This is a genomic window from uncultured Imperialibacter sp., assembly GCF_963974565.1.
GTDB lineage: Bacteria > Bacteroidota > Bacteroidia > Cytophagales > Cyclobacteriaceae > Imperialibacter > Imperialibacter roseus.
This window is the reverse complement of record NZ_CAXBCJ010000012.1, coordinates 64328-88443: the sequence shown is the minus strand read 5'-3', so window position 1 is coordinate 88443 and position 24116 is coordinate 64328. Positions and strand designations below refer to the sequence as shown.

19 protein-coding genes and 1 tRNA gene are annotated in these 24116 nt (G+C 46.3%); 8 read left to right on the top strand and 12 right to left on the bottom strand.

From position 1 onward, the window contains the following. Window positions 1–139 precede the first annotated feature (139 nt). Both AAC052_RS17370 and AAC052_RS17365 read right to left on the bottom strand, forming a co-directional pair. Complete coding sequence (locus AAC052_RS17370) at window positions 140–2140, bottom strand: cation:proton antiporter (RefSeq protein ID WP_339814795.1); 2001 nt, start codon at window positions 2138–2140, stop codon at window positions 140–142. Between the two features lie 147 nt (window positions 2141–2287). Next, on the bottom strand, window positions 2288–5002 hold the full coding sequence (locus AAC052_RS17365) for a trehalase family glycosidase (RefSeq protein WP_339814794.1): 2715 nt from the start codon (window positions 5000–5002) through the stop codon (window positions 2288–2290). Window positions 5003–5059: 57 nt separating this feature from the next. Between AAC052_RS17365 and AAC052_RS17360 the strand changes: the two genes are divergently transcribed. Together AAC052_RS17360 and AAC052_RS17355 are read left to right on the top strand one after the other, a co-directional pair. Next, complete coding sequence (locus tag AAC052_RS17360) at window positions 5060–6490, top strand: ATP-binding protein (protein ID WP_339814793.1); 1431 nt, start codon at window positions 5060–5062, stop codon at window positions 6488–6490. Between the two features lie 3 nt (window positions 6491–6493). After that, the gene (locus AAC052_RS17355; RefSeq protein WP_317488247.1) at window positions 6494–8158 is read left to right on the top strand and encodes an FAD-dependent oxidoreductase; all 1665 of its coding nucleotides are present in this window, start codon (window positions 6494–6496) and stop codon (window positions 8156–8158) included. Between the two features lie 16 nt (window positions 8159–8174). Here the strand turns inward: AAC052_RS17355 and AAC052_RS17350 are convergent, their stop codons facing one another. From AAC052_RS17350 to egtB, 9 genes are all read right to left on the bottom strand, one after another. Then, complete coding sequence (locus tag AAC052_RS17350; RefSeq protein ID WP_317488246.1) at window positions 8175–8783, bottom strand: hypothetical protein; 609 nt, start codon at window positions 8781–8783, stop codon at window positions 8175–8177. A gap of 4 nt (window positions 8784–8787) precedes the next feature. Next, window positions 8788–9276: a sigma-70 family RNA polymerase sigma factor gene (locus AAC052_RS17345; protein WP_339814791.1), complete on the bottom strand. Its 489-nt coding sequence runs from the start codon at window positions 9274–9276 to the stop codon at window positions 8788–8790. A 146-nt stretch (window positions 9277–9422) separates the two neighbouring features. Continuing rightward, window positions 9423–10301, bottom strand: a complete 879-nt coding sequence (locus AAC052_RS17340) for a kelch repeat-containing protein (protein WP_339814790.1) — start codon at window positions 10299–10301, stop codon at window positions 9423–9425. Window positions 10302–10492: 191 nt separating this feature from the next. After that, window positions 10493–10945 (bottom strand): arsenic resistance N-acetyltransferase ArsN2, encoded by a 453-nt coding sequence (gene arsN2 / locus AAC052_RS17335; RefSeq protein ID WP_339814788.1) that lies wholly within the window; start codon window positions 10943–10945, stop codon window positions 10493–10495. Window positions 10946–11029: 84 nt separating this feature from the next. After that, window positions 11030–11635 carry a carboxypeptidase-like regulatory domain-containing protein gene (locus tag AAC052_RS17330; protein WP_317488243.1) on the bottom strand — a complete coding sequence of 202 codons (606 nt, stop codon included), beginning with the start codon at window positions 11633–11635 and terminating at the stop codon, window positions 11030–11032. Window position 11636: 1 nt separating this feature from the next. Further along, complete coding sequence (locus tag AAC052_RS17325; protein ID WP_317488242.1) at window positions 11637–12689, bottom strand: M42 family metallopeptidase; 1053 nt, start codon at window positions 12687–12689, stop codon at window positions 11637–11639. An 86-nt stretch (window positions 12690–12775) separates the two neighbouring features. After that, window positions 12776–12859: transfer RNA gene (locus AAC052_RS17320), tRNA-Leu, on the bottom strand. 73 nt (window positions 12860–12932) lie between these two features. After that, window positions 12933–13913, bottom strand: a complete 981-nt coding sequence (locus AAC052_RS17315) for an L-histidine N(alpha)-methyltransferase (RefSeq protein ID WP_339814787.1) — start codon at window positions 13911–13913, stop codon at window positions 12933–12935. A gap of 7 nt (window positions 13914–13920) precedes the next feature. Beyond that, the gene (gene egtB, locus AAC052_RS17310) at window positions 13921–15186 is read right to left on the bottom strand and encodes an ergothioneine biosynthesis protein EgtB (protein WP_339814786.1); all 1266 of its coding nucleotides are present in this window, start codon (window positions 15184–15186) and stop codon (window positions 13921–13923) included. Between the two features lie 180 nt (window positions 15187–15366). On the opposite strand from egtB, the gene AAC052_RS17305 reads away from it, so the two are divergent. From AAC052_RS17305 to AAC052_RS17290, 4 genes are read left to right on the top strand one after another with little or no spacing between them, the layout of a single operon-like run. After that, entirely contained in the window at window positions 15367–16050 is a 684-nt protein-coding gene (locus tag AAC052_RS17305; RefSeq protein WP_317488239.1) for a TetR/AcrR family transcriptional regulator, read from the top strand. A 12-nt stretch (window positions 16051–16062) separates the two neighbouring features. Continuing rightward, entirely contained in the window at window positions 16063–17808 is a 1746-nt protein-coding gene (locus tag AAC052_RS17300; protein ID WP_317488238.1) for an ATP-binding cassette domain-containing protein, read from the top strand. 4 nt (window positions 17809–17812) lie between these two features. Next, the gene (locus tag AAC052_RS17295; RefSeq protein WP_317488237.1) at window positions 17813–19168 is read left to right on the top strand and encodes an HlyD family efflux transporter periplasmic adaptor subunit; all 1356 of its coding nucleotides are present in this window, start codon (window positions 17813–17815) and stop codon (window positions 19166–19168) included. After that, window positions 19165–20565 carry a TolC family protein gene (locus tag AAC052_RS17290; protein WP_339814785.1) on the top strand — a complete coding sequence of 467 codons (1401 nt, stop codon included), beginning with the start codon at window positions 19165–19167 and terminating at the stop codon, window positions 20563–20565. The genes AAC052_RS17295 and AAC052_RS17290 overlap by 4 nt, the downstream gene beginning before the upstream one ends. Window positions 20566–20665: 100 nt before the next feature. Here AAC052_RS17290 and AAC052_RS17285 read toward each other — a convergent pair whose 3' ends face one another. Continuing rightward, complete coding sequence (locus AAC052_RS17285) at window positions 20666–21205, bottom strand: dihydrofolate reductase family protein (RefSeq protein WP_339814784.1); 540 nt, start codon at window positions 21203–21205, stop codon at window positions 20666–20668. 706 nt (window positions 21206–21911) lie between these two features. Between AAC052_RS17285 and AAC052_RS17280 the strand changes: the two genes are divergently transcribed. Continuing rightward, window positions 21912–22538: a hypothetical protein gene (locus tag AAC052_RS17280; RefSeq protein WP_317488234.1), complete on the top strand. Its 627-nt coding sequence runs from the start codon at window positions 21912–21914 to the stop codon at window positions 22536–22538. Window positions 22539–22952: 414 nt separating this feature from the next. Then, entirely contained in the window at window positions 22953–24059 is a 1107-nt protein-coding gene (locus AAC052_RS17275) for a DUF2855 family protein (protein WP_339814783.1), read from the top strand. The last annotated feature ends 57 nt before the right edge of the window (window positions 24060–24116 follow it).

Here is a 24116-nt window from a genome sequence, read left to right as displayed (position 1 = left end):
TTTAAGTAGTTTTTTGGGAATATAAGGAATTCTGAAATAAACCGTTAGCTGAAAGTGATGAAGGTGGGCATCAAATACCTTGCTAAACAGGTTTTCAAAGGTTTAGCCAGAGTCGATTTTAGCAATAACTTTTTTGGAATTACTGTGCCGGATAAACGATAATAATATTGGTTAATGAAAACTGCGTGGTGATCATCTCCGGCAGTGAATCAAATTCTTTCTCGTAAGAGATTGAGCCTTCTCTGGCACCTATCAAAACGACCATGTCTTGTGGAGTAATTAGCTGAAAAAAAGACTGCGTATCGAGGCGACCTTCGGGGACATTCCAGTGCATCAAAACCTTCATTTTATTTTTTTGGAGCAGTGATTCAATGGAGGCTTTGCAGGCATGGCTGCCTGAGATAAGCAAACTCGCTTCGGTATGCTTCGTCATACGAATGATCTTTAGCATGATGTCCTCAAACCCTTTTTCAAGCTCAGCATTTTCCGGTATAAAAAGCTTTAGCCGCTTATAAGCATTGAGCGGTGTTACAAGTCGGCACACAAAGAGCGTCTGACCGGTTTGTTTCAGCAGGCGGTCAAGCGTGGTTCCAAATATTTTGTCCGCTGTTTTTTGCTTCGAATGCCAGCCAATTACAATGTCGGTTATGCCGAGTTCCCTGGAGGCCCTGCTGATGGCACTTGATGCGTTGACGTCGATTCTGGTGACCAAATTCACCAGGCTGTTGCTGGCCGATGCATGTTTCGCTGCCCTGTCAAGTATTTTTCGGCTGTTTTCCAGGTTGGTGTGGGCCTCCTCATTATCACGCACAACTGCAAAGGGCACTACCGGCTCTATCGAAGTCGGAGTTTTGATCATCATGGCGAAATCTATCAGGTATTCAATGGTAGCGGGATTGGAAATTGGCACTAGTATTCGCTCCGTCAATGGCGCTGCGGATGTAGCACCAGGCAAATTTTTGATGGCAATTTTTTTTCCTGCTCTGGCGGTAACCAATGATGCCAAAAGGCAGGTGATAAAAATGAGGAGTATGGTTGCGTCCAATACATTTTCGCCAACGATACCAAGGCGGAACCCAACTAAAATCACAGCAATAGTGGCTGCGGCGTGGGAGCTGCTTAGCCCAAAAACCAGGTTTCGTTGGTCTTTTTGCAGGCCGAGTATTTTTTGTGTAAACAAAGAGGCTATCCACTTGCCGAGTAGTGCCACCAATGTCAGCGTGACAGCGAGGGTAACAGTCTCCATGCTCGAGGTAATGGCGGGTATATTGATCAGCAGGCCTACGCTGATCAGGAAAAAGGGAATAAAGAGTGCATTTCCCATAAAATCAATCCGGCTCATTAAAGGTGAGGCTTTGGGAATCAGCCGATTGAGGGAAAGGCCAGCCAGAAAGGCACCTATGATGGGCTCTACGCCAGACAACTCAAAGAGCAAAGCGGCGATAAAAACGAGAGTCAGTACAAAAATATAGTGTGAGACTTTCTCTCCTTCTATTCGATGGAAAAACCACCTGGCCAATGCAGGAAAACCTACCAAAACAACAAGGGATGACGCACCAAAGGATCCCACGAACTTTACCCAGGTAATGAGGTCTGATTCACCATTGGAAGTGGCTGAGATCACGGCCAGCAAAACAAGCACCATAACGTCGGTAATGATGGTGCCTCCGATGGCAATGATCACCGCTTCATTTTTAGTGATGCCCAATTTCTGCACGATCGGGTAGGAGATCAGCGTATGAGTGGAGAACATACTAGCGATGAGCAAAGAGCCAAGAAAATTGTATTCCAGGAGGTAGTAGCAAACCGGGAAACCAATGGCCAACGGAATGGTGAACGTGAGAAGGCCAAATGTGAGGCTCTTCATCCTGCTTTGTCTGAATTGGTTCATGTCCATCTCCAGCCCGGCCACGAACATTAAATAGAGAAGGCCGACTGTGCCAAAAAGCCGAAAGGCCGCATTGTTCTCAAGCACATTGAGCCCATAAGGTCCAAATATCACTCCGGCAAGTATCATCCCGATGATTCCGGGCATGCGGAGCTTTTCCATGACCATCGGTGCAAGGAGAATAATCAGCAGCACAATGGTAAAGACCAGCACTGGATTGTAGCCTGAGGGCAATAACTCCGCTATGATCATGGGATCGTGTAAATTACTACTAGTTAGAAGTAATTAACGAGACTTAGAATAGCACGGCACCGATTTAATGGCTTTTTAATATGGAGTGCTCTTCACTAATAGTTCCTATCAAGCTTGGATCGAGATGTTCGAGGCTGGGCTTACTCTTCATTTGTGCACATCCCACATCATCCTATTCACAATACCCGCCCAAATATAGGTGCGATGATAGCCGGCCCAGGGCTCATCGGGGCTATAAAATTCCCAAAGATTGTGATTCTCTTTCAACTGGTAAATCATACTGGTTGAAACCCGATTCACCAGTTCTTTTGCTTCAGCATCGTATCCATAGTTTTGCAATCCCCGCTGAATCAGATAGTCCCATTCTACCCACACTGGGCCATTCCAATAGCCTTTGTCATTGTAAAAAGGGTCATCTGCCGCAAGGCTGGGCACGCCATATGGACGCCAGAATTTATCGGGATTGGTTAGGTGGTCCAGCAGCTTGTCGGCTTGTTCTTTTGAGGCTATACCGGCCCACATTGGCAAAAAGCCGATAATTTCCATGCGCTTCAGGTCGTCTGTTTTCTCAAAAGTAAAGTCGTTGTCTGCTTTGTCGGCATTATAGTAAAAGCCAGTCGTTTCATCCCAGAAAGTAGCATTGATGAGTACAGTTCTTTGCTCGTGGTCAGCTTTCCATCGGGCAGCCTCGTCCGTTTTTCCCAAAGCAGCTGCCATTTGCTCCAGCGACTTCGCTTCCATCACTAGCATGGAGTTGAGATCCACTGCCTCAAAGTTCGCCGGCCAGCCCACTTCGTCCCATACGGCCACATCGGCATCCCTCACCGATTCCAATATGGCATGCCCGCCCCATTCGCAAAGCCCGTCGCCGTCTTTGTCCCGGTTGGAAACATAGAACTCGTAAAACCTTTTGCTCGATTCATACATTTCAGCCAAAAAATCTTTGTCTTGCGTGACTTTATATACTTCCCAGTTGATCCAGGCATACCAGGGGGCCGATGAGGTGAGTTCACCCTCGTGCTCAATGATTTCATCCAGATAGCCACCCGTCCGGTAGTTGATATAACCGTTCTCATACTGCCTCTCTTTAAACACCCTTTGAGAGTTCATAGCCAGCTCCGGATCCTGTAGTGCCAGCGCCAGCATCGTCAGGCTTTCGTGAAACACCTGCCCGCCATGGCCCCAGCCCCACACGGGCTCCCGGCTGAAGACGTAGTACGGGTAGCTGCTCTTGCCTTCTGCGGGGTAAAACACCTGTTGCATCATGTTCCAGCCCGACAGGTATAGCAACTGTTGGTCGGCTGAAAGGCTGGACAACTCCGGCATACTTTCCAGGTAGGCCAGCCTGCCTCCCATGTCCAGGGTGAAGTCTTTATCCAGAAGCTTTTCCGCCTCTTTCCAGTCCGTTTTTTTCTTCAAAGGAGCCACCGACCTTGCTACCCGAATGCTGGTCGATTCGCCGGGAGCTAGTGTGATACTTTTGCTGTACGCCGCTATTTTGAAGTATTTCAGGCTGTCATCTTTCCAGTCATTGGCCACAACTGCCTGTTTGAGCGAATGGCCAGACAGGGTATTCCGTTCCCGGGTGTGCATCCCAATTTCCCCACCTGTGCCAGCGCCCACCGCCACGAAGCAATAGATATCATCGGTAGGCAGTTGCACCATCAGGTTGGTGGTGGATAGCGGCCTGGTAAATTGCGTGTAGTAGCTATCGTTTTCTTTTTTCCTGTAAATGATAACCTGATTGCCATCCGATGGTTTGCTCCAGCTAAGGGCCGCTCTGTTTTTTTCCTGCATGATCACTTCAAATCTTTGTGGAGCAGCTGGTAATTTGATGTCAGAAGGTCGCAGGCTACCTGAAAACTGGGTGCGTGCCGGCGGGATGGAGTCGGTTCGCTGCGCAACGATGCCCAATGTTTCATCGACAGCGGTAAGTGTGTATTGCGCAGCCCTGCCAGCGCCCGGTAGTTGACTTAGCTCCATGCGGAAATAGCCGTCTGAATTCAATGCGCCCTGCAGGCTCTCAAAGACAGGGCTGCTTTCCGTCAAAAGATGTTTTGTGTCGTTGTCTACATAGGCCTGGAGCCTCACTTCAGGAAGTTGCGTCAATACCCGTTGGCCACCCTCGTTGTAAAGTCTGCCGTTTACTTCTGTCACCGGCATTTTCCCCGGTAATACTTTCCAGGGTAAATAGCTGGCTTCCTCTGAAAAGGAGCTGAAAGCACCAGCCTGATCTGGCTCAACCGACATTTTGAAAAAGTTTTGCAGCGAATCTGTGAATGGTACTTTATGTCCAACTGTCCAGGTGTCTGGGAATTCCTCGTGGTTAAAGCGTAGTACTCCGTCCCCGAGCCAATAGCCGTTGAAAAGCCTGCTATTTCCCTGAATAAAAGGGATGTAGTCAAAGGAAACGGTAGAATCGGTATTGTTGATAAATGTGCTTTCCAGTACTGCAGACACAGAGCTGTACACTAAAAACTTACTCTTTACTTCAATGCCACCAATAGGCGAAAATGAAAAGTTCACTTCATCAGGAAACGACGAATGGATGACTGGTTTTTGTACGTAGTCGCCCGTTTTATAAATCCAACTGTCCTTTGTTGCAAAAGAAAACCCAATTTCTCCACCTGTGTCTGAAGTAAAAACAGGGAATGTTTCGTCATCATTAAAAACGAACTCATAGCCCTCATCGAGGATAAAGGCGGAGCGCTCTCTGGCGGCAGCGTAGGTGGTATAGATTGGTGAGGAGGCATCTGCATTAATTCCGGGTATGTTTTCGCTGACAGGCTTTGGGGTTTCGCAGCTATGGAGGAAACAGACAGAAAATATAAGAAATGGAACTAATGAATCTCTTTTTAGCATTTTGGTGATATCTTTTGTGAAAGATACCAAATTGGAGGAAGCCTCAAACCTTCTTCAATGCCAAAGGTGTCTTTCGAACCATCATTTATCAATATGGATTTATTAAAAGCACTACAGGAGAACCCTAGCCTCCAGGGGGTTTCGGATAATCAGTTGCAGTGGCTGATCGACAATTCTGAATGCCGTGACTTCCAGGAAGGAGAGTTCTTATTTAAAAAGGGCGATGCTGCCGATCATATGATGATTCTCCTTTCGGGAAAGGCAAGGGCCTACGCTATACAAAACAACCAAAAGAGGGAGCTTTTTGAGCTTGAGCCGCCAGATATAAGCGGGCTGCTGCCTTTTTCCAGGTTAAAAACGGCGGTTGGTTATGCAGAAGTGGTTCAACCAACCACTGTGCTCCTTACTTCCCGAGAAAAGTTAAAAGAGCTTGTGTGCACACACTATGATTTGACTGAGAAGCTTGTGCACGAAATGACCTCCAGGGTGAGGGAGTTTACTTCTATGCAGCGGCAAAATGAAAAGATGATGGCCCTTGGTAAGCTCTCTGCAGGCCTCGCTCATGAGCTTAACAACCCTGCCGCAGCTATAGTCAGAAGTTCCGATGAACTCAAAAAGCACCTGGCCTACACCCCTGAAAGGTTCAAGCAGGTGATATCGATGAAGCTTGAAGAGGAGCAAGTAGATGCTGTGAATGCAATTCTTTATGAAAAAGCCAAAGCGGGGCGTCAAAACCTGGGATTGAGAGAGAGAAATAAACAAGAAGAAGAAATTCTGGACTGGTTCGACGACAATGACCTGGAAGGGGGAGACGACCTTGCAGAAAACTTTATCGAATATGGAATAGGGCCCAAGGAACTGGATATGGTTAGGGAGTATATTCCAGAAAAAGAGCTTCTGCCTGTGCTGTTCTGGCTCGACAATGTATTGACTACCGAACGCATGGTTGGCGATATCAACGAGGCCTCCACTCGCATTTCCAAGCTGGTACAGTCGGTGAAATCGTATTCCCACATGGACAGGGGGCACGACAAAGCCCCGACCAATATCCACATTGGCATCAAGGATACGCTGACGATGCTTGACCACAAAATCAGGAAAGCCAATATTTCGTTGGCCATCGACGTGGCTTCGGGTATTCCTCCAATTAATCTGCTGGCTGGAGAAATGAATCAGGTGTGGACAAATATTATCGACAACGCCATTGATGCGCTGGAAGGAGTGCCTTCGCCGATGCTAACAGTGAAGTCGGTAAAGGATGGAGAGTTTGTGAAAGTGCATATCATCGATAACGGCCCTGGTATTCCTCCAGACCTTTTAGGCAAGATTTTCGACCCATTTTTCACTACCAAAGAGGTGGGAAAGGGCTCGGGGCTGGGGCTTGAAATAGCCAAAAATATTGTTGAACAACACAATGGTACACTAAAGGCCGCCTCCCGTCCGGGTGAAACTATTTTTACCGTATGTATCCCATTGAAAGACAAGTAACCAATGAAGAAGCCAGTTATTTTTTCGGTTGATGACGACCCGCAAGTGCTAAAAGCGATACGCAGAGATTTGCGCAACGAGTTTCGTGACGACTACAGGATTATGAATACCGAGTCGGCAAATGAAGGGCTGGAGGTACTGCTGGATATCAAAAAGGCAGGGGAGGAAGTGGCCTTGTTTATCTCCGACCAGCGCATGCCCGAAATGGAGGGCGTAGCTTTTCTTGAAAAGGCCAGGGTAATTTTTCCTGAAGCAAAGCGGGTGTTGTTAACTGCCTATTCCGACACCGACGCAGCCATCAAGGCCATCAATGATGTGCAGCTCGACTACTACCTGATGAAGCCGTGGGATCCACCTGAAGAAAAGCTCTTTCCGATCCTCAACGACCTTCTGGACGAGTGGCAAGCGGGCTATATCCCGGATTTTGACGGATTGAGGATTCTTGGGTACCAATTCAGCCCTAAAACCCACTCTCTGAAGGATTTTCTTTCGGGCAACCTGTTTCCCTTCCAATGGCTGGATGTGGAAACCAATGAGAAAGCCAAAGAGCTTATTGCGCTGCATGCTTTGGTGGCAAAGGATTTCCCCGCCGTGGTTTTGGATAATGGCGCTGTGCTGAAGGGAGTAACAGCCGAAACTTTGGCTGAAAGCATCGGCCTGAATCCCCGGGCTAAGGAAGAGCTGTACGATGTGGTGATCATAGGCGCCGGGCCGGCCGGTCTCGCAGCCGGGGTTTACGGCGGCTCCGAGGGCTTGAAAACCCTGCTGGTAGAGCGACGTGCCCCTGGCGGACAGGCGGGTACCAGCTCGAGAATCGAGAACTACCTCGGCTTCCCAAGCGGGCTTAGCGGAGCTGACCTGTCAAGGAGAGCAATAACACAAGCCACCCGGTTTGGGGTTGAGTTTTTATCTCCACAAGCAGTGAATAAGGTGGAGGTGAAAGATCCCTACAAAATTATCACACTGACCAATGGAAGCGTCATACATGCGAAGAGTGTGGTGATTACTACCGGTGTGGACTATCGCAAGCTGGACACCAAAGGGCTGGAGCAATTCACCGGAGCGGGGGTTTATTACGGAGCTGCCACCACCGAAGCTGCGGCATGCAAAGACGGCGATGTGTTTGTGGTAGGCGGAGGCAACTCTGCCGGGCAGGGCGCCATGTATCTTTCAAGATTTGCCAGAAAAGTATTCATTGTTGTTCGCAAGGAAGACCTTACTTCCACCATGTCATCTTACCTCATCGATCAGATCAACGCAACACCAAACATTGAACTGGTGCCATGCACTGAGGTCACAGAAGCTTTTGGTGAGAATGAGCGGCTTACCCATCTTGAGCTATCCAATATTTCGAACGGCCAGAAAAACAAAGTCGAAGCAAGGGCGATCTTTATTTTCATTGGTGCCAAGCCTTACACAGAATGGTTGGGTGATCTTATCATCAAAAACGACAAGGGGTTTATTGCCACAGGTCGTGATTTGGTGCAGTTTCCTGATTTTAAAAAGAAGTGGAAACAAGCAAGAGAGCCCTTTGCGCTGGAGACTTGCCAACCGGGCATTTTTGCTGCCGGCGACGTGCGCATGAATGCGATGAACAGGGTGGCGTCAGCCGTAGGAGAGGGGGCCATGGCCATCAGCTTTGTGCACAGGTACCTGGAGGAGATTTAGTGTGCGATGAAGAGTGCTACTCTTTTTCGAGCTCGGCAATATGTGACTCCAACTCATTCAGGTATTTGCCGAATGACACCTTGTTCATCCATCGGGCAAGCAGGTGGCTGAGTGGGGTCAGCACTATCCAGCAAGCGATAAGCAAAATAATGGCCGTGCGACTTTCGAAGAATTCATCGAGAGTCGCTTGAGTCGTGAAGCCCAGAAGAAAGCCTGCCGTAAGAGCGACAGGATAGATAAAGAGTGCGATCCTTTCTTCCTGTCGCAGCACTTTACTCACAAATGCATGATAGTTTTTTAGGTTGGTTAGCAAGCCTTCGTCCATGGGAATGCCCGCCTTAATTCGTTTGTTCTGGCTTAAGAATAGGAAGAAAGCAGTGAAATAAACGCCTGCCATAAAAAACTGCAGGCCGCTCACCAGAGGCTCTTTTATTTTGATGCCGATATAAAGGAAAATAAATGTAAATGCGACAATGAAAGCCAGCTTGACGGTAAATCCTGTTTGAATTTTCTGAACCGGGCCGTGCGATTTTTTGTGCATGGCTTCCAGAATATCCTTGTCGTTCAGTATCCCCATGGAGAACTGGTCCATTTGCATTTTATCCCATGTTTTTTTCAAGTCCATACCCTTAGCCGTTTAATTTTTTGGTCAATTGCTGCTTGATCCTGTGGAGTTTGACGGCCACATGATTCTTAGTCAAACCGGTGATCTCGGCTATTTCCTCATTTTCGTAGCCATCCAGATGGAGAGAAACGATTGCCCGATCCGTTTCTCCAAGCGATTTGATGGCCATCATGAGCATTTCTGTATCATCATTTTTGTCACCAGGCAATGCGTAGCCTGATGCCTTCTCTAAATCATCAGTAGGTATTCTGCTGTTTTTTCTCCTGAATGTGAGCACTGTATTGAGGCTCACCTTGTATAGCCAGGTAGAAAATTTTGAACGCCCGTCGAACCTCGTAAAGGAATGCCAAGCCTGGAGAACAATCTCCTGGTACAGGTCCTTTTGGTCTTCAATATTATCAATATAGAGTCGTATGACCTTATAGATAATGCCGGCATTCTCTTTTACCAGCGACATATATTGCGCCTGAAGATCCGACTGAAGGTGGGGCATTAGGTTGATTTGGTTTGGGTAATAGGTATTGGCTCTTGAGCTATAATTACAGGGTTCCTTAATTTTTACGCAGAAGGTAAGCTTATTTGCGCTGAGAGATAATAAAGGGTGGAATTGTTTTCATTGGCCACGATATATGCAGGCTATTACTCCGGCACCATCAACTCGGTCAATGATATTTTGAAGGTTTTGTTACTGGCTGTTCGCCCATCGTCCCACGTACCTCCGAAAATGTACAAATAATCGCCTATGATAGCGGAGCCAGGCGACACGATGGTCATCCAGGTTTCAAACTCTTTGAACGAGCCATCTCTGATGTCCACCCGGCCGATAATGTTGTTTTCTTGCCCCACATTAGAGAGGAATATGTAGGGATATTTTGCTGCAACGGAGAAATGGCTGGCAGCATAGGGCAAGTATCCCACGGTTTCCCAAAAGTCTCCTTCAAAATCGTAGCGCCATATGTCTGCGTATGTGTGTTCGTTATCAAAACCACCGAAAGTATACAGGCTATTGCCAACGACGGCTCCGTAGGTGACTCGTGTGGAAGGCATCGGCGCCAGGTCTTCCCATTCACCGGAGGCAGGATTGTAGCTAAGCATCCGATTTGAGAAATGGGTGGATCCGTCTTCCTCGAAGGCTATCCCCCCAAAAACATAGGCTTTACTATTCCAGTGAACTATCTGGCTTCCCTGAGCCCAGTGGGGATTGCTTCGCAGGTAGTCGACATGATAGTCTCTAAGGTCAAGAATTTCCAGGGGGAAAGTGTAAAAGTCACCTTTCTGGATGTCAGTGAAGCCGGTAGAAACTATAATATTGAAATCTGGCAGGTACACGCTGTTGGTGTGCCCTTTTACAAGTGGTTTGTCGTTGAAATGAGCCTTTTCCCACCCTCCGGCAAATGGCGAAAACAAATAGACTTCACCGACAGATTGCCTTCCTCTGCCTAAAAAAGTGGTTCCCCCAATAGAAAAGATAATTTTTCCATCGGTTGCATAGCCCATCTCAAATATGCCGGTTGGCATGCTCGGGCCTCTCAGAATTTTAACGGAAGATGGCAAGCGAAGGCTTTTGCAACCGCAAGCAAATATGAGAAGAAAGATGAGTAGGCTTTTGGGCAATTGGCTCAACATAGAAAGAATGAGAAATCAATATGCTTATTTAGCTAATTTCGGCGGATTCCCCATGAGAAATACGATTAGTTATCGTCTTCGGACTAGAAACGCAATGTTTTATGCATAAAAACAGCTGTGGAGGGGCATAAATCTGAAAATTCGGAAGTATTTTTTATCGCATCGGACGCAGTATTCCGGTCGGCCACTTTATATCCTATTCTCTCAAAAAATTTGCTGGCTGTAGTGGTAAGCAAATACAGATCAGTGATTCCGTTCCTCGCTGCATCATTTTCGAGGGTCCTTATTATCTGCTGTCCATACCCTTTTCCTTTTTCCTGTGCAGGCACACAAACTGAGCGCAGCAGTGCCTCATTCTCAAATACCTCAAGACCTGCCAGTGCCAGTAGGCTATTGTCGCTAAAAAGGCCAAATAACTTCACTTTTTCCGAAATGTCCGAAACAACAAGTGAGGCCTGTTCCAGCAGCGCTGTGGCTACTGCCAGCTCACTTGGTTTAATTAGACGAAACTGAATGGAGGATTGGGTAGTATTCACAGCAAAGCCATTTAGTACCAATGTACCAGCATTTGACGAATGAATCCAGACTTGGCGTCGGTGTTTCGCCGATCTGCACTTCAATTATTTTTTATTTTTCGCTCGCAACTCTTCTATAAAGTCCAGCCACCTTACCGGGTCAAGAAAATGATTTGGGGGGATTTGACCTGTCAGCTGATAGATTTGCCGGTTCCTCAGCTGCTCGTCGTAGTATTTTTCCGACTCATAGGAGTTTCTCATCGTGGCCTCGAGCTCTTTCTGCATCATATCGGTTTTGTCCTGCTCGGTTGGTGGGAGGGTAACGCCAAGGAAGGCAGAATGGAATTGTGAGGCACTTGGCCACGGATACACTTTAAGCTCTTTGAGCACTACAGTCGACTTTTCCATCAGCTCCAGCAGCGCATAGCGATTTTCTTTCATGCCTGCAGGAATGATGAGCTCGGAGGTTTTGTAACCCACCATTGAAAACTGCACGGTGTCGGTGGGGTGGACGAGCAAGGTAAAAAGCCCTTGAGAGCTGGTGATAGTGCCGTGGAAAGAGCCTTTCACAAGCACGGTGGCAAACGGTAGCGGATCCAGGCTTTCTTTGTCGAGTAGACTCCCGGTAATTTGAAGAGTGGCAGGTTGCTGAGCAAAGCTGCCAAGTACAATACCAATTGTCAAAAGCAGCAGAACAAGCAGTTTTTTCATGTTAGTGGCTCCAGTTGTACTGGTCTAACTCTGATAACGCAGAAGAGAGCAAATTAATGCACGATTGTACGTCTTCTTTGTGGGCCATTTCAATTACCTGATGCAAATGGCGGGTAGGGATGGAAATAGCGCCTGAAATAGCGCCGTTTTTACCCATTCTCTGCACATAGGCCGTGTCGGTGCCGCCCGCAGTAAGAATTTCAGGTTGCCATTTTATTTTATTTTTATCAGCTGTCTTTTTCAGGTAGTCCACCATTCGGTAGTCGCAGATAGCAGAAGAATCCATGATTTTGATGGCTGCCCCTTTCGAAAGTTCCGTCACTTTTTCATGCGCTTGCGCTCCTGGCACGTCGAAGGCAATGGTGGTGTCGAGAGCCAGACCAAAATCAGGGTTAATGGTGTGCGCAGCCACCTGTGCACCCCGAAGGCCAACTTCCTCCTGCACAGTGAACACTCCATAGATGTCGTGAGGAAAATCCTTGATGTTTCTGAGAGTTTCAATCAAAATGAAGACCGAAATTCGGTTGTCAATAGACTTGCAGTTGACGCAGTTTCCCATTTCTATCAGTTCTCTCTCTCTGGTAACCGTATCTCCAATGCTGATATATTTGACCACTTCGTCTTTGGTCATTCCCATGTCGATGAAGAAATCGGTGGTCTCCGGGAGCTTCTTTTTTTCTTCAGCGCTCATTACGTGCACGGGCTTGGTGCCCATCACGCCTACAAGGTCTTTCCTGCCGTGAACGATAACTCTTTGGGCAGTCAGTGTCTTTGGATCGAAGCCGCCGAGCGTGTGAAAGCGAAGGAAGCCTGCATCGTCAATATGCTTCACAATAAAGCCTATTTCGTCCATGTGTGCGGCAACCATTACCTTTTTATTGTCCTTGTTATTTCTAGCCTTTTTTATGCAAATAATATTCCCAAGGTTATCTACCTCCAAAGTATCGACTAAAGGCGCAACTTCTTTAATTACCAGGTCTCTGACCTTTTTTTCGTATCCTGGGGCACCTGGTGTCTCGCAGATTTTTTTTAGGAGGGCTATGTTTAGGCTCATTTCACTAATAATCAGTGTGTTATTTGTTACACAAATATGAGTGATTTTGGTGGAAATAAAAAAGTTTTGGGAAGATAGAAAAGAAGTGCGCAAAGGGGGATTCGAACCCCCACGGGCTAACGCCCACTACCCCCTCAAAGTAGCGTGTATACCAATTTCACCACTTGCGCATTAAAACCTTTATTGGGAGTGCAAAGATAGACCAGTGTTAATTAAACGCAAAGGATTTTCTCCGGTAAACTATCAGGTAGCCACCCACAGGGAATCAGTGAAATATTCATCCGTGTCCTGGAGGTTTTTTACGACACCAAACCCACTGCTGGCAGCCAATTCGTTAATTGTTTCGAAATCAAACTTCCTGGAAATCTCCACATGAATGGGCTCCCATTTTTTGAAATAGTAGCTGACCCCTATCGCCTGCATGGTCACTTCTTGTTCGGCAAGGCTGATTAAATAGCTCCTGCATTCACCAGACTGGGGATCGTACGACTGATAGTGTTTGAATTTTGTCAAATCAAAATTAGCACCGAGCTCTATGTTGAGCCTTTTGAGCAGATTCATATTGAAATCTCTCGTAACTCCGCTGGCATCGTCGTAAGCGTTTCGGATCACGTGCGGATCCTTCTTCATATCAAAGCCTATAAGTACCATGTCGCCTTGGTTCAGACTTGCTCTGAGCGAAGAAAGGAAACTGATGGCTTGGTGCTGCCTGAAGTTGCCAATATTCGACCCCAGAAATAGCACTACCTTTCTTTGCCCGTCGGTCTTTTGCATTTGGTTCAGCACTTCGAAATATTCGCCTTCCATGCCTTGTACCTGCAAAGAAGGGAGCTCCGTTTTGAGAGAGCTTTCCAATTCCTGAAGTACATTGCCTGATATGTCGATGGGCCGGTAGTCGAATTTTGCGTGTTGCTCTATGAAGTGACGCAGCAGCACCTTGGTCTTCCACCCGTCCCCAGCACCAAATTCCATTAAATGAAAGGCAGTTCTCTGGTCGGCAAAATATTGAAGAAGCAGCTCTTTGTGTTCTTTAAATATGGCATACTCAGCCCTGGAGAGATAGTACTCATCCAGTTGCATAATTTTTTGAAACAGCCTGTCTCCTTCTGCATCGTAGAAATACCTGGAGGAAATGGCCTTCGGGCTTGCCGAGAGACCCGCATCTATTTCGGACGCAAAGGTGTCGGTTGGAAGCAATACTTCCTCATTAAGTTCTTTTTCCATAGATGGTTTAGATGTGTTTGGCGAGCCTGATGCCTGTAAACTGCCAGCGTAAATTTGCCTGAAAGAAATTACGATAAGTGGCCCTGATGTGGTTGGCAGGTGTAGCACAGGATCCACCTCGCAGCACCATTTGGTTGACCATAAATTTCCCGTTGTATTCTCCCACAGCGCCTTCTTCAGTTTTAAAATACGGGTAGGGCAGGTAGGCACTTTGAGTCCACTCCCAGGCATCCCCAAATAGCTGTAAGTTGCCCGGCTTTTGTGCTACCGGGTGATAGCGCTCGCTTTCAACAAAATTGGAGGTGGAGGGAGCCGAAGGACTTAGCTGACGAGATGCGGCCTCCCACTCAAACTCAGTAGGCAGCCTTAGTCCAGCCCAGCGGGCAAAAGCTTCTGCCTCATAATAATTAATGTGTGTGACAGGAACTGAGGGGTCGATTGGCTGAAGGCCGCCGAGTGTGTATTGGTGCCAAACGCCATCCATTTTGTGCCAGTACATAGGCGCCTCTGCCTTTTCAGTATTTACCCAGGCCCATCCGTCCGACAGCCAGAACCGGAAGTCCTGATAGCCGCCTGCTCTGATGAACTCCAGGTATTCGCCGCAGGTAACAAGGCTGTTGCGAATGGCAAAGGGGTGAAGAAAAACCTTGTGCACGCCTTTTTCATTGTCGAAGTGGAAGCCCTCTTCCTGGTAGCCAATGGTGTGCATGCCCTCCTGTACCTCAGAAAAAGACACGTCATTACCAGTAGTCGATTTTTCAGCCGCCGATGGCCTGTACAGTGGTTGCAGCGGATTGTTACCCAGAATGTACTTAATGTCCGTTAGGAGCAACTCCTGATGCTGCTGTTCATGATTGAGGCCAAGCGCCAGAAGGGTGGCAGCCCGCTCCGGTATGCTTTCGCTGTTTTCCAGCCAGGCCAGCATGTGCGCATCCACATGTTTTCTGTAGGCGAATACGTCGGCTACCGTTGGCCTTGAGAGATTACCTCTGTCGGTTCGCACCACCCGCTTCCCCACGGACTCATAGTAGCTATTGAAAACAAAATTATAGCTGTCATTAAAGAGCTGGTAGCCTTTTACATAGGGTTGCAGGATGAAGGTTTCGAAAAACCAGGTGGTGTGACCCAGGTGCCATTTGGGTGGGCTCACGTCCGCAACCGGCTGAACGACAAAGTCTTCCGTTTGGAGTGGCTCGCAAAGTTTTTCCGACTGTGTTCTTACCTGCTGAAATGAATCTACCAGTTGAATAGATGGCCTTTCTATCAGTTCCATAGATGAATTTAGGTATTGCTTTAAAGTAAAACCATTTTAATCAGCTATGGTTCCTGCGAAATAGAAGCGTCACGACATTTTACGAAAAAGTGCCAAAGATTTTTTTCGCAAATAATTAAACAATTCGGAGTTTTATTCGTAATAGTAATACTATCGATACGGATAATCTTACTTTTGTACATGTCAGTGATTACTATCCAAATTGGAGAGAGGTATTATAGTAAAGATCCCCAGTCTACTGAGCTAGGGAGAAAAATCATTTCAGCGAGCATCGAATTGCTTGACCAGCTGGGATTTGAAGAGTTTACCTTCAAAAAGCTGGCAGAAAGCATTGGGTCGACTGAAGCTTCCATTTACCGGTATTTTGAAAACAAATTGAAACTGTTGGTATACCTCACGTCCTGGTATTGGGCCTGGCTGGAATATATGATCGACTACCAAACGCACCATATCCAGGATAAAGCACTCAAGCTGAAGGAAATCATCAAAATTCTTTGTCATGCGGACCAGGGTAACCTGAGCATGGATTTGCCAGGCGTAAACACAGTTTGTCTGCGGCACGTGGTGGTCAGCGAGTCAGACAAAACATACCTTACCAAAAAAGTAGACGAGATCAATAATCAGGGTCTCTTCATGGGGTTCAAATCGCTTTGTCACAAAATCGCTGTGACCATTTCGGCGATTAGCCCTTCCTTTGAGTATCCCCATGCCGTGGCCAGCACAATTCTGGAGGCATCGCATCAGCAAGCCTTTTTTGCCTTGCATTTACCTTCCCTCACAGAAATTAGGAGGGACAGTCAAGAAAGTGTTGAGATTCAGGTTTACCATTTTATTGACTCATTGATTTCTAAACTGTTGAAGTAAAAAATACAAAAAATGAATAGCGACGGTCTCAATATAGAAAATAAGCATGCGGGTGATGAACCAAAATTATCGCCAGTCAAGCGTTTGTTCAGGATGCTGTCGTTGGACAAAAGAGAAATTTTCGTCATTTACGCCTATGCGATTTTCTATGGCCTGATCAACCTTTCTCTGCCACTTGGTGTTCAGGCGATCATCGGTTTTGTCACCAGTGCTGAATTCTCCTCTTCCTGGGGGCTGCTGATATTTATCGTTGTGCTGGGTGTGGCCACCGCCGGTATCATTCAGATTCTCCAATTGTCGCTAACTGAATTGCTACAGCGGCGCATTTTCACACGGGCGTCTTTCGAGTTTGCCTACCGGATTCCCAGGTTCAAAATGGAAGCCATCTCCGGTTTTTACCCACCGGAACTGATGAACCGTTTTTTTGATACACTGAACGTTCAAAAGGGACTTCCCAAGATCCTGATAGACGCCTCCACGTCGGTACTACAGATTTTCTTTGGGTTGATTCTATTGTCTTTTTACCACCCTTTCTTCGTTTTCTTTGGCATTGTACTCATTGGGCTGATGTCCCTCATTTTTCTTGTTACAGGGTCCAGAGGGCTAAAGACCAGTATAATGGAATCGAAGTACAAGTACCAGGTAGCCCATTGGCTTGAAGAGTTGGCCAGGGTGATGGGCACTTTCAAGCTGGCCGGAAAGACCAGCCTGCCCATCGATAAAATGAACTACTATGTAAGCAACTATCTCAAGTTCAGAAAGCAGCATTTTAATATCCTCATTCTGCAGTTTTCAAATATTGTGGCCTTCAAAACAATTGTTACATGCGGCATTCTAATTCTGGGCAGTATTCTGGTTATCAATCAGGAGATCAACCTCGGGCAATTTGTTGCTTCTGAAATCATCATTCTTTTGGTACTTAACTCATCTGAGAAACTGATTCTCAGCATGGAAACGGTGTATGATGTACTTACAGGGCTGGAAAAGCTAGGGCAGGTAACAGACATAGAGTTGGAGAGCAACGAAGGAATTGACCTGAATGAAATAGCAAAAGGAAAGGGAATTTCTCTGGAAGTAACAGGGCTTACTTACCAGTTTCCGGGTACTGACAGACCTGCCGTGGAGGGAGTAGACCTAAAAGTCGGCGTGGGCGAAAAAGTGTGCATTACAGGAGTCAATCAATCGGGTAAATCCACATTACTGGCGTTGCTCTCAGGTTTGTACAATGACTATAGCGGGTCGATCCACTTCAACGGCATACCGCTGGGCGACATCAACATTATGAGTTTTCGCTCTTTTATTGGCGACAACCTGGGTATGCAGGATCTTTTCTACGGCACACTGGAGGAAAATATCACTGTTGGGAAGGAAGGCATCAACCTTGAGGACATGCTTTGGGCCATAGAAGAGGTTGGTCTTGGGGAGTATTTCAGGTCACTTCCCAAGGGGCTCAGTACCATGATTCAACCTGAAGGCCAGGGGCTGTCGACGAGCACCAGACAGAAAATTATCCTGGCTCGGACCATTTCAGAGAAACCTAAGCTGATTGTGATGGATCACACGATGCATGGGCTGGACTTTGAAGACCGGAAGCATATCAGTTCAATACTGACGGATCCTGAGTCTAAATGGACATTATTGGCAGTTACCAACGACCCACTCATGCTTTCAAAATGTGATAAAGTAGTTACCATGGAGTACGGAAAAATAGTGGACATAGAAACCAGGGCTAAAGCGACGAAGCCTAAAAAGAAGTAGACCAATGTTAAATATTTCAAATAATTCGATCAACCGTGAAGAGATCCTTAAGGATCAATCGGCCTATCAGGACGTGATGGAAACGTCGGCCTCCCGGAAGTTGGTCTTCCTGCTGTCGGCGCTTCTCTTTGTTTTTCTGGTGATGTTGTTTTTCCCCTGGACACAGAACATCAGGGCCCGGGGTAAACTCACTACACTCCGCCCCGAAAACAGGGAACAAAACATCCATTCGATGATTACCGGACGAATAGAAAACTGGTTTGTTCGTGAGGGGCAACTTGTGACGAAAGGGGACACTATCGTATTTATTTCGGAAGTGAAATCAGAATATTTGGACCCCATGCTTATTGAGCGATCGACTAATCAAACGGATGCAAAAAAGGCGTCTATTGATACCTATGTGAGCAAAGCCCAGGCGCTGGCAGAGCAAATTGCGGCCCTGGAGAAAAACCAAATATTGAAAACAGAGCAGGCAGAAAACTACTTCAATCAGTCGAGACTGAAAGTGCTATCGGACAGCATCGATTTTGAAACGGCACTGGTCAATTATGAAATAGCACAAAAGCAGTTTGACCGTCAACAGACGCTGTACGACCAGGGCCTGAAATCTTTGACGGAGCTGGAACAGAGAAAGCAGAAACTCCAGGAAGCTTTGTACAAGAAGATTTCGATAGAGAACAAGTGGCTGGCCAGCAAGAATGAATTCATCAATGCAAAGCTTAATTTAAGTGTCGTACGAAATGAGTTTTCGGAAAAAATTGCGAAAGCTAAATCCGACCGCATGTCTGCACTTTCTGACGCTTTGCAAGCTGAAGGCGACTTCAATAAGCTCTCGATACAGCAGTCCAGTTACACAAAGAGGTCTGGGTTTTATTACATCACCGCTCCTCAGGATGGTTATGTGACGAAGGCAAGGATCACCGGTATTGGGGAAACGGTGAAAGAAGGAGAGGCTGTTTTTAGCTTCATTCCCGTCAACTACGACCTCGCAGTAGAAATGTATGTGCGGCCAATTGACCTGCCATTGATTGAAGAGGGGCGTAAGGTGCAGCTGCAATTCGACGGATGGCCGGCCCTTGTTTTCAACGGGTGGCCAGGCATGTCTTTTGGGACCTATTCTGGCAGGATTGTGGCTTACGACAGGGCTGCCAGCCCCAACGGGCAGTTTCGGGTGCTTGTTGCCCCCGACCCCAATACTGCAGAGTGGCCGCAGTTGCTGCGGCTGGGCTCGGGCACCTATGGCATAGCCCTGCTTAAAAAAGTGCCGGTTTGGTACGAGCTATGGAGGAATTTGAATGGGTTTCCTCCCGATTTCTACAAAGAAGAGGCAGCCTACAATCCCGACAAAAAATCAAAATGAGACAACTGAGGTTATTTATCATATTAGCGCTTTTGTCTGTTGCACACCTGGCGTGGTCTCAGCCTGCAGATGGAGGCTGGCTGAGCCTGGAGGAGTTTTATGACCTGGTGAACAAGTACCATCCCATTGCCAGGCAGGCCACACTGCTCAATACACGGGGAAGCCTGGCCGTCAATCAGGCCAGGGGAGCTTTCGATCCGAAGCTTGTGTCTGATTTCAGCCGAAAAAACTTTGACGGAAAGAACTACTACGACATTTGGAACACCTATGTTCAAGTGCCCACGCTACTGAATGTGGACTTGAAGGCGGGTTACGAACGAAACAAGGGCTTGTACCTCAGTCCTGAAAATACGGTGCCTATGGACGGCCTCTACTATGCAGGTGTTTCGGTGCCCGTGGGGCAGGGTTTGATCCGAAACGAGCGGACTATTGGCCTTCAGAAGGGTAAATATGAGGCACTGGCCTTCGAAAACGAGGCGAACAATGTGCTCAACAATCTTTTTCTGGATGCCAACTATGCCTACTGGTGGTGGTACGAAAACCACAAAAAGAGGGAGGCCATGCAAACCAACCTGAGGCTGATCAGGCAGAGGTTTGAGGGGATCAGGCAAGGCGCCATTAGTGGAGAAAATGCCACGATCGATAGTGTGGAAATGCTGATACAAGTGCAGCAATGGACCAACGAACTCAGGGAGGCGGAGCTCAACCTGCAAAACAGCACCCTGCTCATGCAAAACTTTGTTTGGGCCGATAGCCTCGACGTAGTGGCACTGCGACCTTTTCATCAAGACAGCACCATTTCCCAGGATCTGGATAGCTACCTCGACTGGGCTTTGGCCAACCACCCTGACCTGAAAAAGCTAAACATAGAAAGCAATGTGCTTGAGCTGGACAGGAGACTGAGCAGCGATCAGCTGAAGCCCGTGATTGATGTCAATTACAATATGTTGTTTGCTGGCCAGAACGATTTGGAAATTGCCAATTATGATAACAACTACAAGCTAGGGGTAGATTTTGTCTTTCCGCTGCTTTTAAGAAAGGAGAGGGCAAAGCTGAAAATAGTCAAGATAAAACAGCAGGAGTATGACCTGAAGATCACACAAAAAAATAGGGAAGTCATCAACAAGATTCAGCAGAGCTACAACAAGGTATATACGCTGGACGACATGATTGATCAACAGCGGCAGATACAGGTCAACTATGAGCGCATGCTGCAGGCGGAGCTCACCAAATTCGAGAATGGGGAGAGCTCGATTTTTCTTGTCAACAGCCGGGAAAACAAAAAGCTACAGGGCCAGATCAAGCTGATCGAGCTGGAGGCGAAATACAACCGCTCCCTGGGAGAACTCAAATGGGCGACAGGTAAGTTGTATGAAGAGATTGGAGGAGTGGAATAGGTAGGTGAAGCATGCCTGGTTTTGCAAAAAAAAAAACACCACGGCATAAACAGGTTAAAATGCTGCCGTGGTGCTGACTTCGGTGGTGTTTAACAAATGGTTACAGGTAGTCTATTTCATAGTTCAAAAGAAAGACGCCACCCTTATATACAATGGAATTCAACTCACGAAGGTGGTATGTTTCCTCACAGCCTTCGAATAGCTTGATGCCCTTCCCAAAAAGCACCGGATTCAGCTTGACCTTAACCTCATCTATGAGCTTATGGCCGAGTAGAAAACCAGCAAACTGCCCACCGCCACAGAGGTAAATCGGCGACCCAACCGTCTCCTTAAGTTCCTGCAGAAAATCGATTGGGTTATCGCTAACCACTTGCACCTGCTCATGTGGCTGCGCAAAATTCAGCGAACTGGAGAAAATGTAGTGCATCATGTGAGGGTAGGCGGGTTGCCCGGGATTCAGGCCGAAGTTGTAGCCATATTCGTAAGTGTGCCGGCCCATGAGGACAGTGTCGTACTCCTTCAGGCTTTCCAGGTAGTCGGAAACGTGTTCTCCTTCTTCAAGGAAACCCTGAGTGGTGCCGTCTTTGTGGGCAATGTAGCCGTCGAGCGTGGAGGCTACGTGGTATATTATTTTTCGCATGGAATATCAGTTTGAATGAAAAAATAGTTGAACGGCCGTTATTGAAACTGGCGCATCAGGTTGTAATGATTTCCAGACTATGCTGCGCAAACGATAAGGTCACACGCCAAAGCAAAATGGAATGCATGTTATCATTAACAATGAACAACCCAGATCGGAAACCTGATGTAATGGGAGTGGCGGGAATGCGCTTGCCTGATCAGTTCAGGAAGCCATTTGCGCCACAGGAAGAAGTGAAAAATTATCTGATCATGTTTGAAAGTCCCTCAGTTTGCACCGAAGCCGAGGCAAATATAATGCTTTGGTTAAAAAATCGAAATAGGTGCCAGGGAGGAGTGTTTCCAGTTATGCCCTTTACCGCCTTATGTATGGCGCTTATTCGTTTTCGGTTATGCCCTTAACCGACCCCTTGTTATGCGCTTAACACCTACCCGGTTATGCCAGTGCGTACCAAGGCTGAGTGCTAGCTGAAGTCTGTTTAAGTTGAATTTTTATCAAACTAAAATGCTTTACAAAGTAGGGAGTATTGAATATATTTGATATATGAGCAAAAGGCAGTCTTTTAGGAAAAAGAGAAGTGATACAAAGATGGGAACCATTGAGAAAAAGTATGGTAAAGATTTTGGTGTCCGCTCTGATAAGAAACTTGGCAACTACCTTAAAGATAAGGGTTATGGTTCGCTAAGTGAACTCCTTAATTCGAAGGATGGAAAACCTAAAAGATAAGCTTGAACAGAATATTCCAGAGATTGAATTTCTTGAAGAAAGGTTCAGGTTCATTGACAATAAGATATTGAGAACTAACATCTCAATTTCATTTCAGTATGTCATTTTCTTAATTACTCTAGAGGAGGAAGTTACCCTTCAAGGCCCGGTCTCTTATTCTATTTTCAAAAACATAGTTCTAAACACTGCCTCAATAATAGAGGGATCTTTGCATCACTTATTGGATACTTTGATCAAAAGAAAGCTACTAGACAGTGAGAAAATATTGACTAAAGAAGAAGTCTACTCAAACAAGAAAATTTTGTTCAAGACTGATGATGGAATGGAGATTTGTGGAATTCATCTAAGGAAAAAGCCAACAAACCTCAAGACTAATACAAGCTTCATAGAAATAAACAGAGCTTGCAAACGAGCTAGAATTCTTGACGATGAGCTTTTTGAAGAAGTAGAAGAACTGAGAGATAGGCGCAATAAAATTCATTTGGCAGGCTTAGCAAAAGTCGATGATTTTTACGAGAAAAAAGATATCCAACAAGCTTTCAAGACGGCCTCAAAAATTTTAAAGCTTGTGGAGGAGCGGCTTGAAATTAAGAAAGGTAACAAGTGAGCATTTATTATGGTGTCATTTGAAGCTGATGAGCGCTTCCAGATAGTTGATAGGCCTAGGATACGAGCTATATCTGGATGTTGCAACAAGTACCATAAAGCCCAACCTTCGGCAATTATTAGCAAGGCTGGAAAAAAATGCAACAAACTGTCGTCTGACCTAGCTAAAAGGCTCCGACTCCCATTTCCCAAGCGTCCGCTTGCGGGCTGATCATTTCGGCGTCCCGCCGCTATCCGTAGATACTAACCCATCCCTATCTACAGGTGAGCTATTTTGAGTATGAAAGCGGACGCTCAAGGGTAATGAGTCCGAGCGGACGCTTGAACTATTGAGGGGTGTTGGCCACATTTTTCGATAGGTTGTCGATAGTTTTTATTTTGCAGATATAAAGACAGTGAAGGAACTCAATTCAACATGGCAATTACCAATGCTTTAGACTTTGTAGTGAAAACTGATGATCTGCAACAAGCCAAGCTTGTAGAAAAAACCTATTCTGATGAACTATCAACAAATCAGGTTCTTTTAGAAATTGACAAGTTTTCATTTACCTCAAATAATATCACCTATGGTGTGGTAGGAGAGAAAATGAGCTATTGGAAATTTTTCCCAACTCAATCTGGCTACGGAATCATTCCAGTTTGGGGGCTGGCCAATGTTGTCATTTCTAACCATCCGGATGTACAAGTAGGTCAGCGATTTTATGGATACTATCCCATGAGTTCTCACTTATTGGTCACCATTAATAGTGTTAGCGGTAAGGGTTTTGTGGATACTACTGAACACAGACAAGCGCTCCCACAAGTCTATAATTTTTATACCAATGTAGAACATGACCCAACGTTCACTCTGGAAACTGAAGAGTTGATTTCCATATTTCGCCCTTTGTTTGTCACTTCCTTTTTGATTGACGATCATTTAGCAGAACAGAATTTCTACAAGGCCACATATATACTCATTACAAGTGCCTCAAGCAAAACAGCGCAAGCTTTAGCCTACCTGTTAGCTCATCGAAAAAAAGAAAATGCCTTAAATTTCAAGCTGGTGGGACTTACTTCTAAAAGGAACATAGCATTTGTAAGGCAGTTGGGCTGGTATGATCAAACGATAAGTTATGATGAAATTTCTCATTTGAATGCCGACGAGAAATTCGTGGTAATAGACTTTGCAGGCAATCACAACATCCAATTCCAGCTACAAACGTTATTGGGCGATAAACTGGCATATAATTGTCTTGTGGGGCTTGTTGATTGGCAAAATCTGGAAGGTGAAACCCCACTACCCCAAAAGGGAGAATTTTTCTTTGCTCCTGCGCATGCGGAAAAACGACAGAAAGTATGGGGGGTACCAGGATTTCAACAAAAGGTTGGGGTCGCCTGGGAACAATTCATAACCTCTATTCAATCAGTCATTTCGATTAAAGAATATATTGGACCGGAGAAATTGCGACAATTGTATTTGGACATGTTGAACGGGAAGGTTGATCCTACACATGGCAATATAGTTAGCTTGAAAGATGATTAAGGAATGGCTTGAGGTTGACTTTTTGCCCCAATCCCGTAAGTGCAAGCGTTCGTGGTT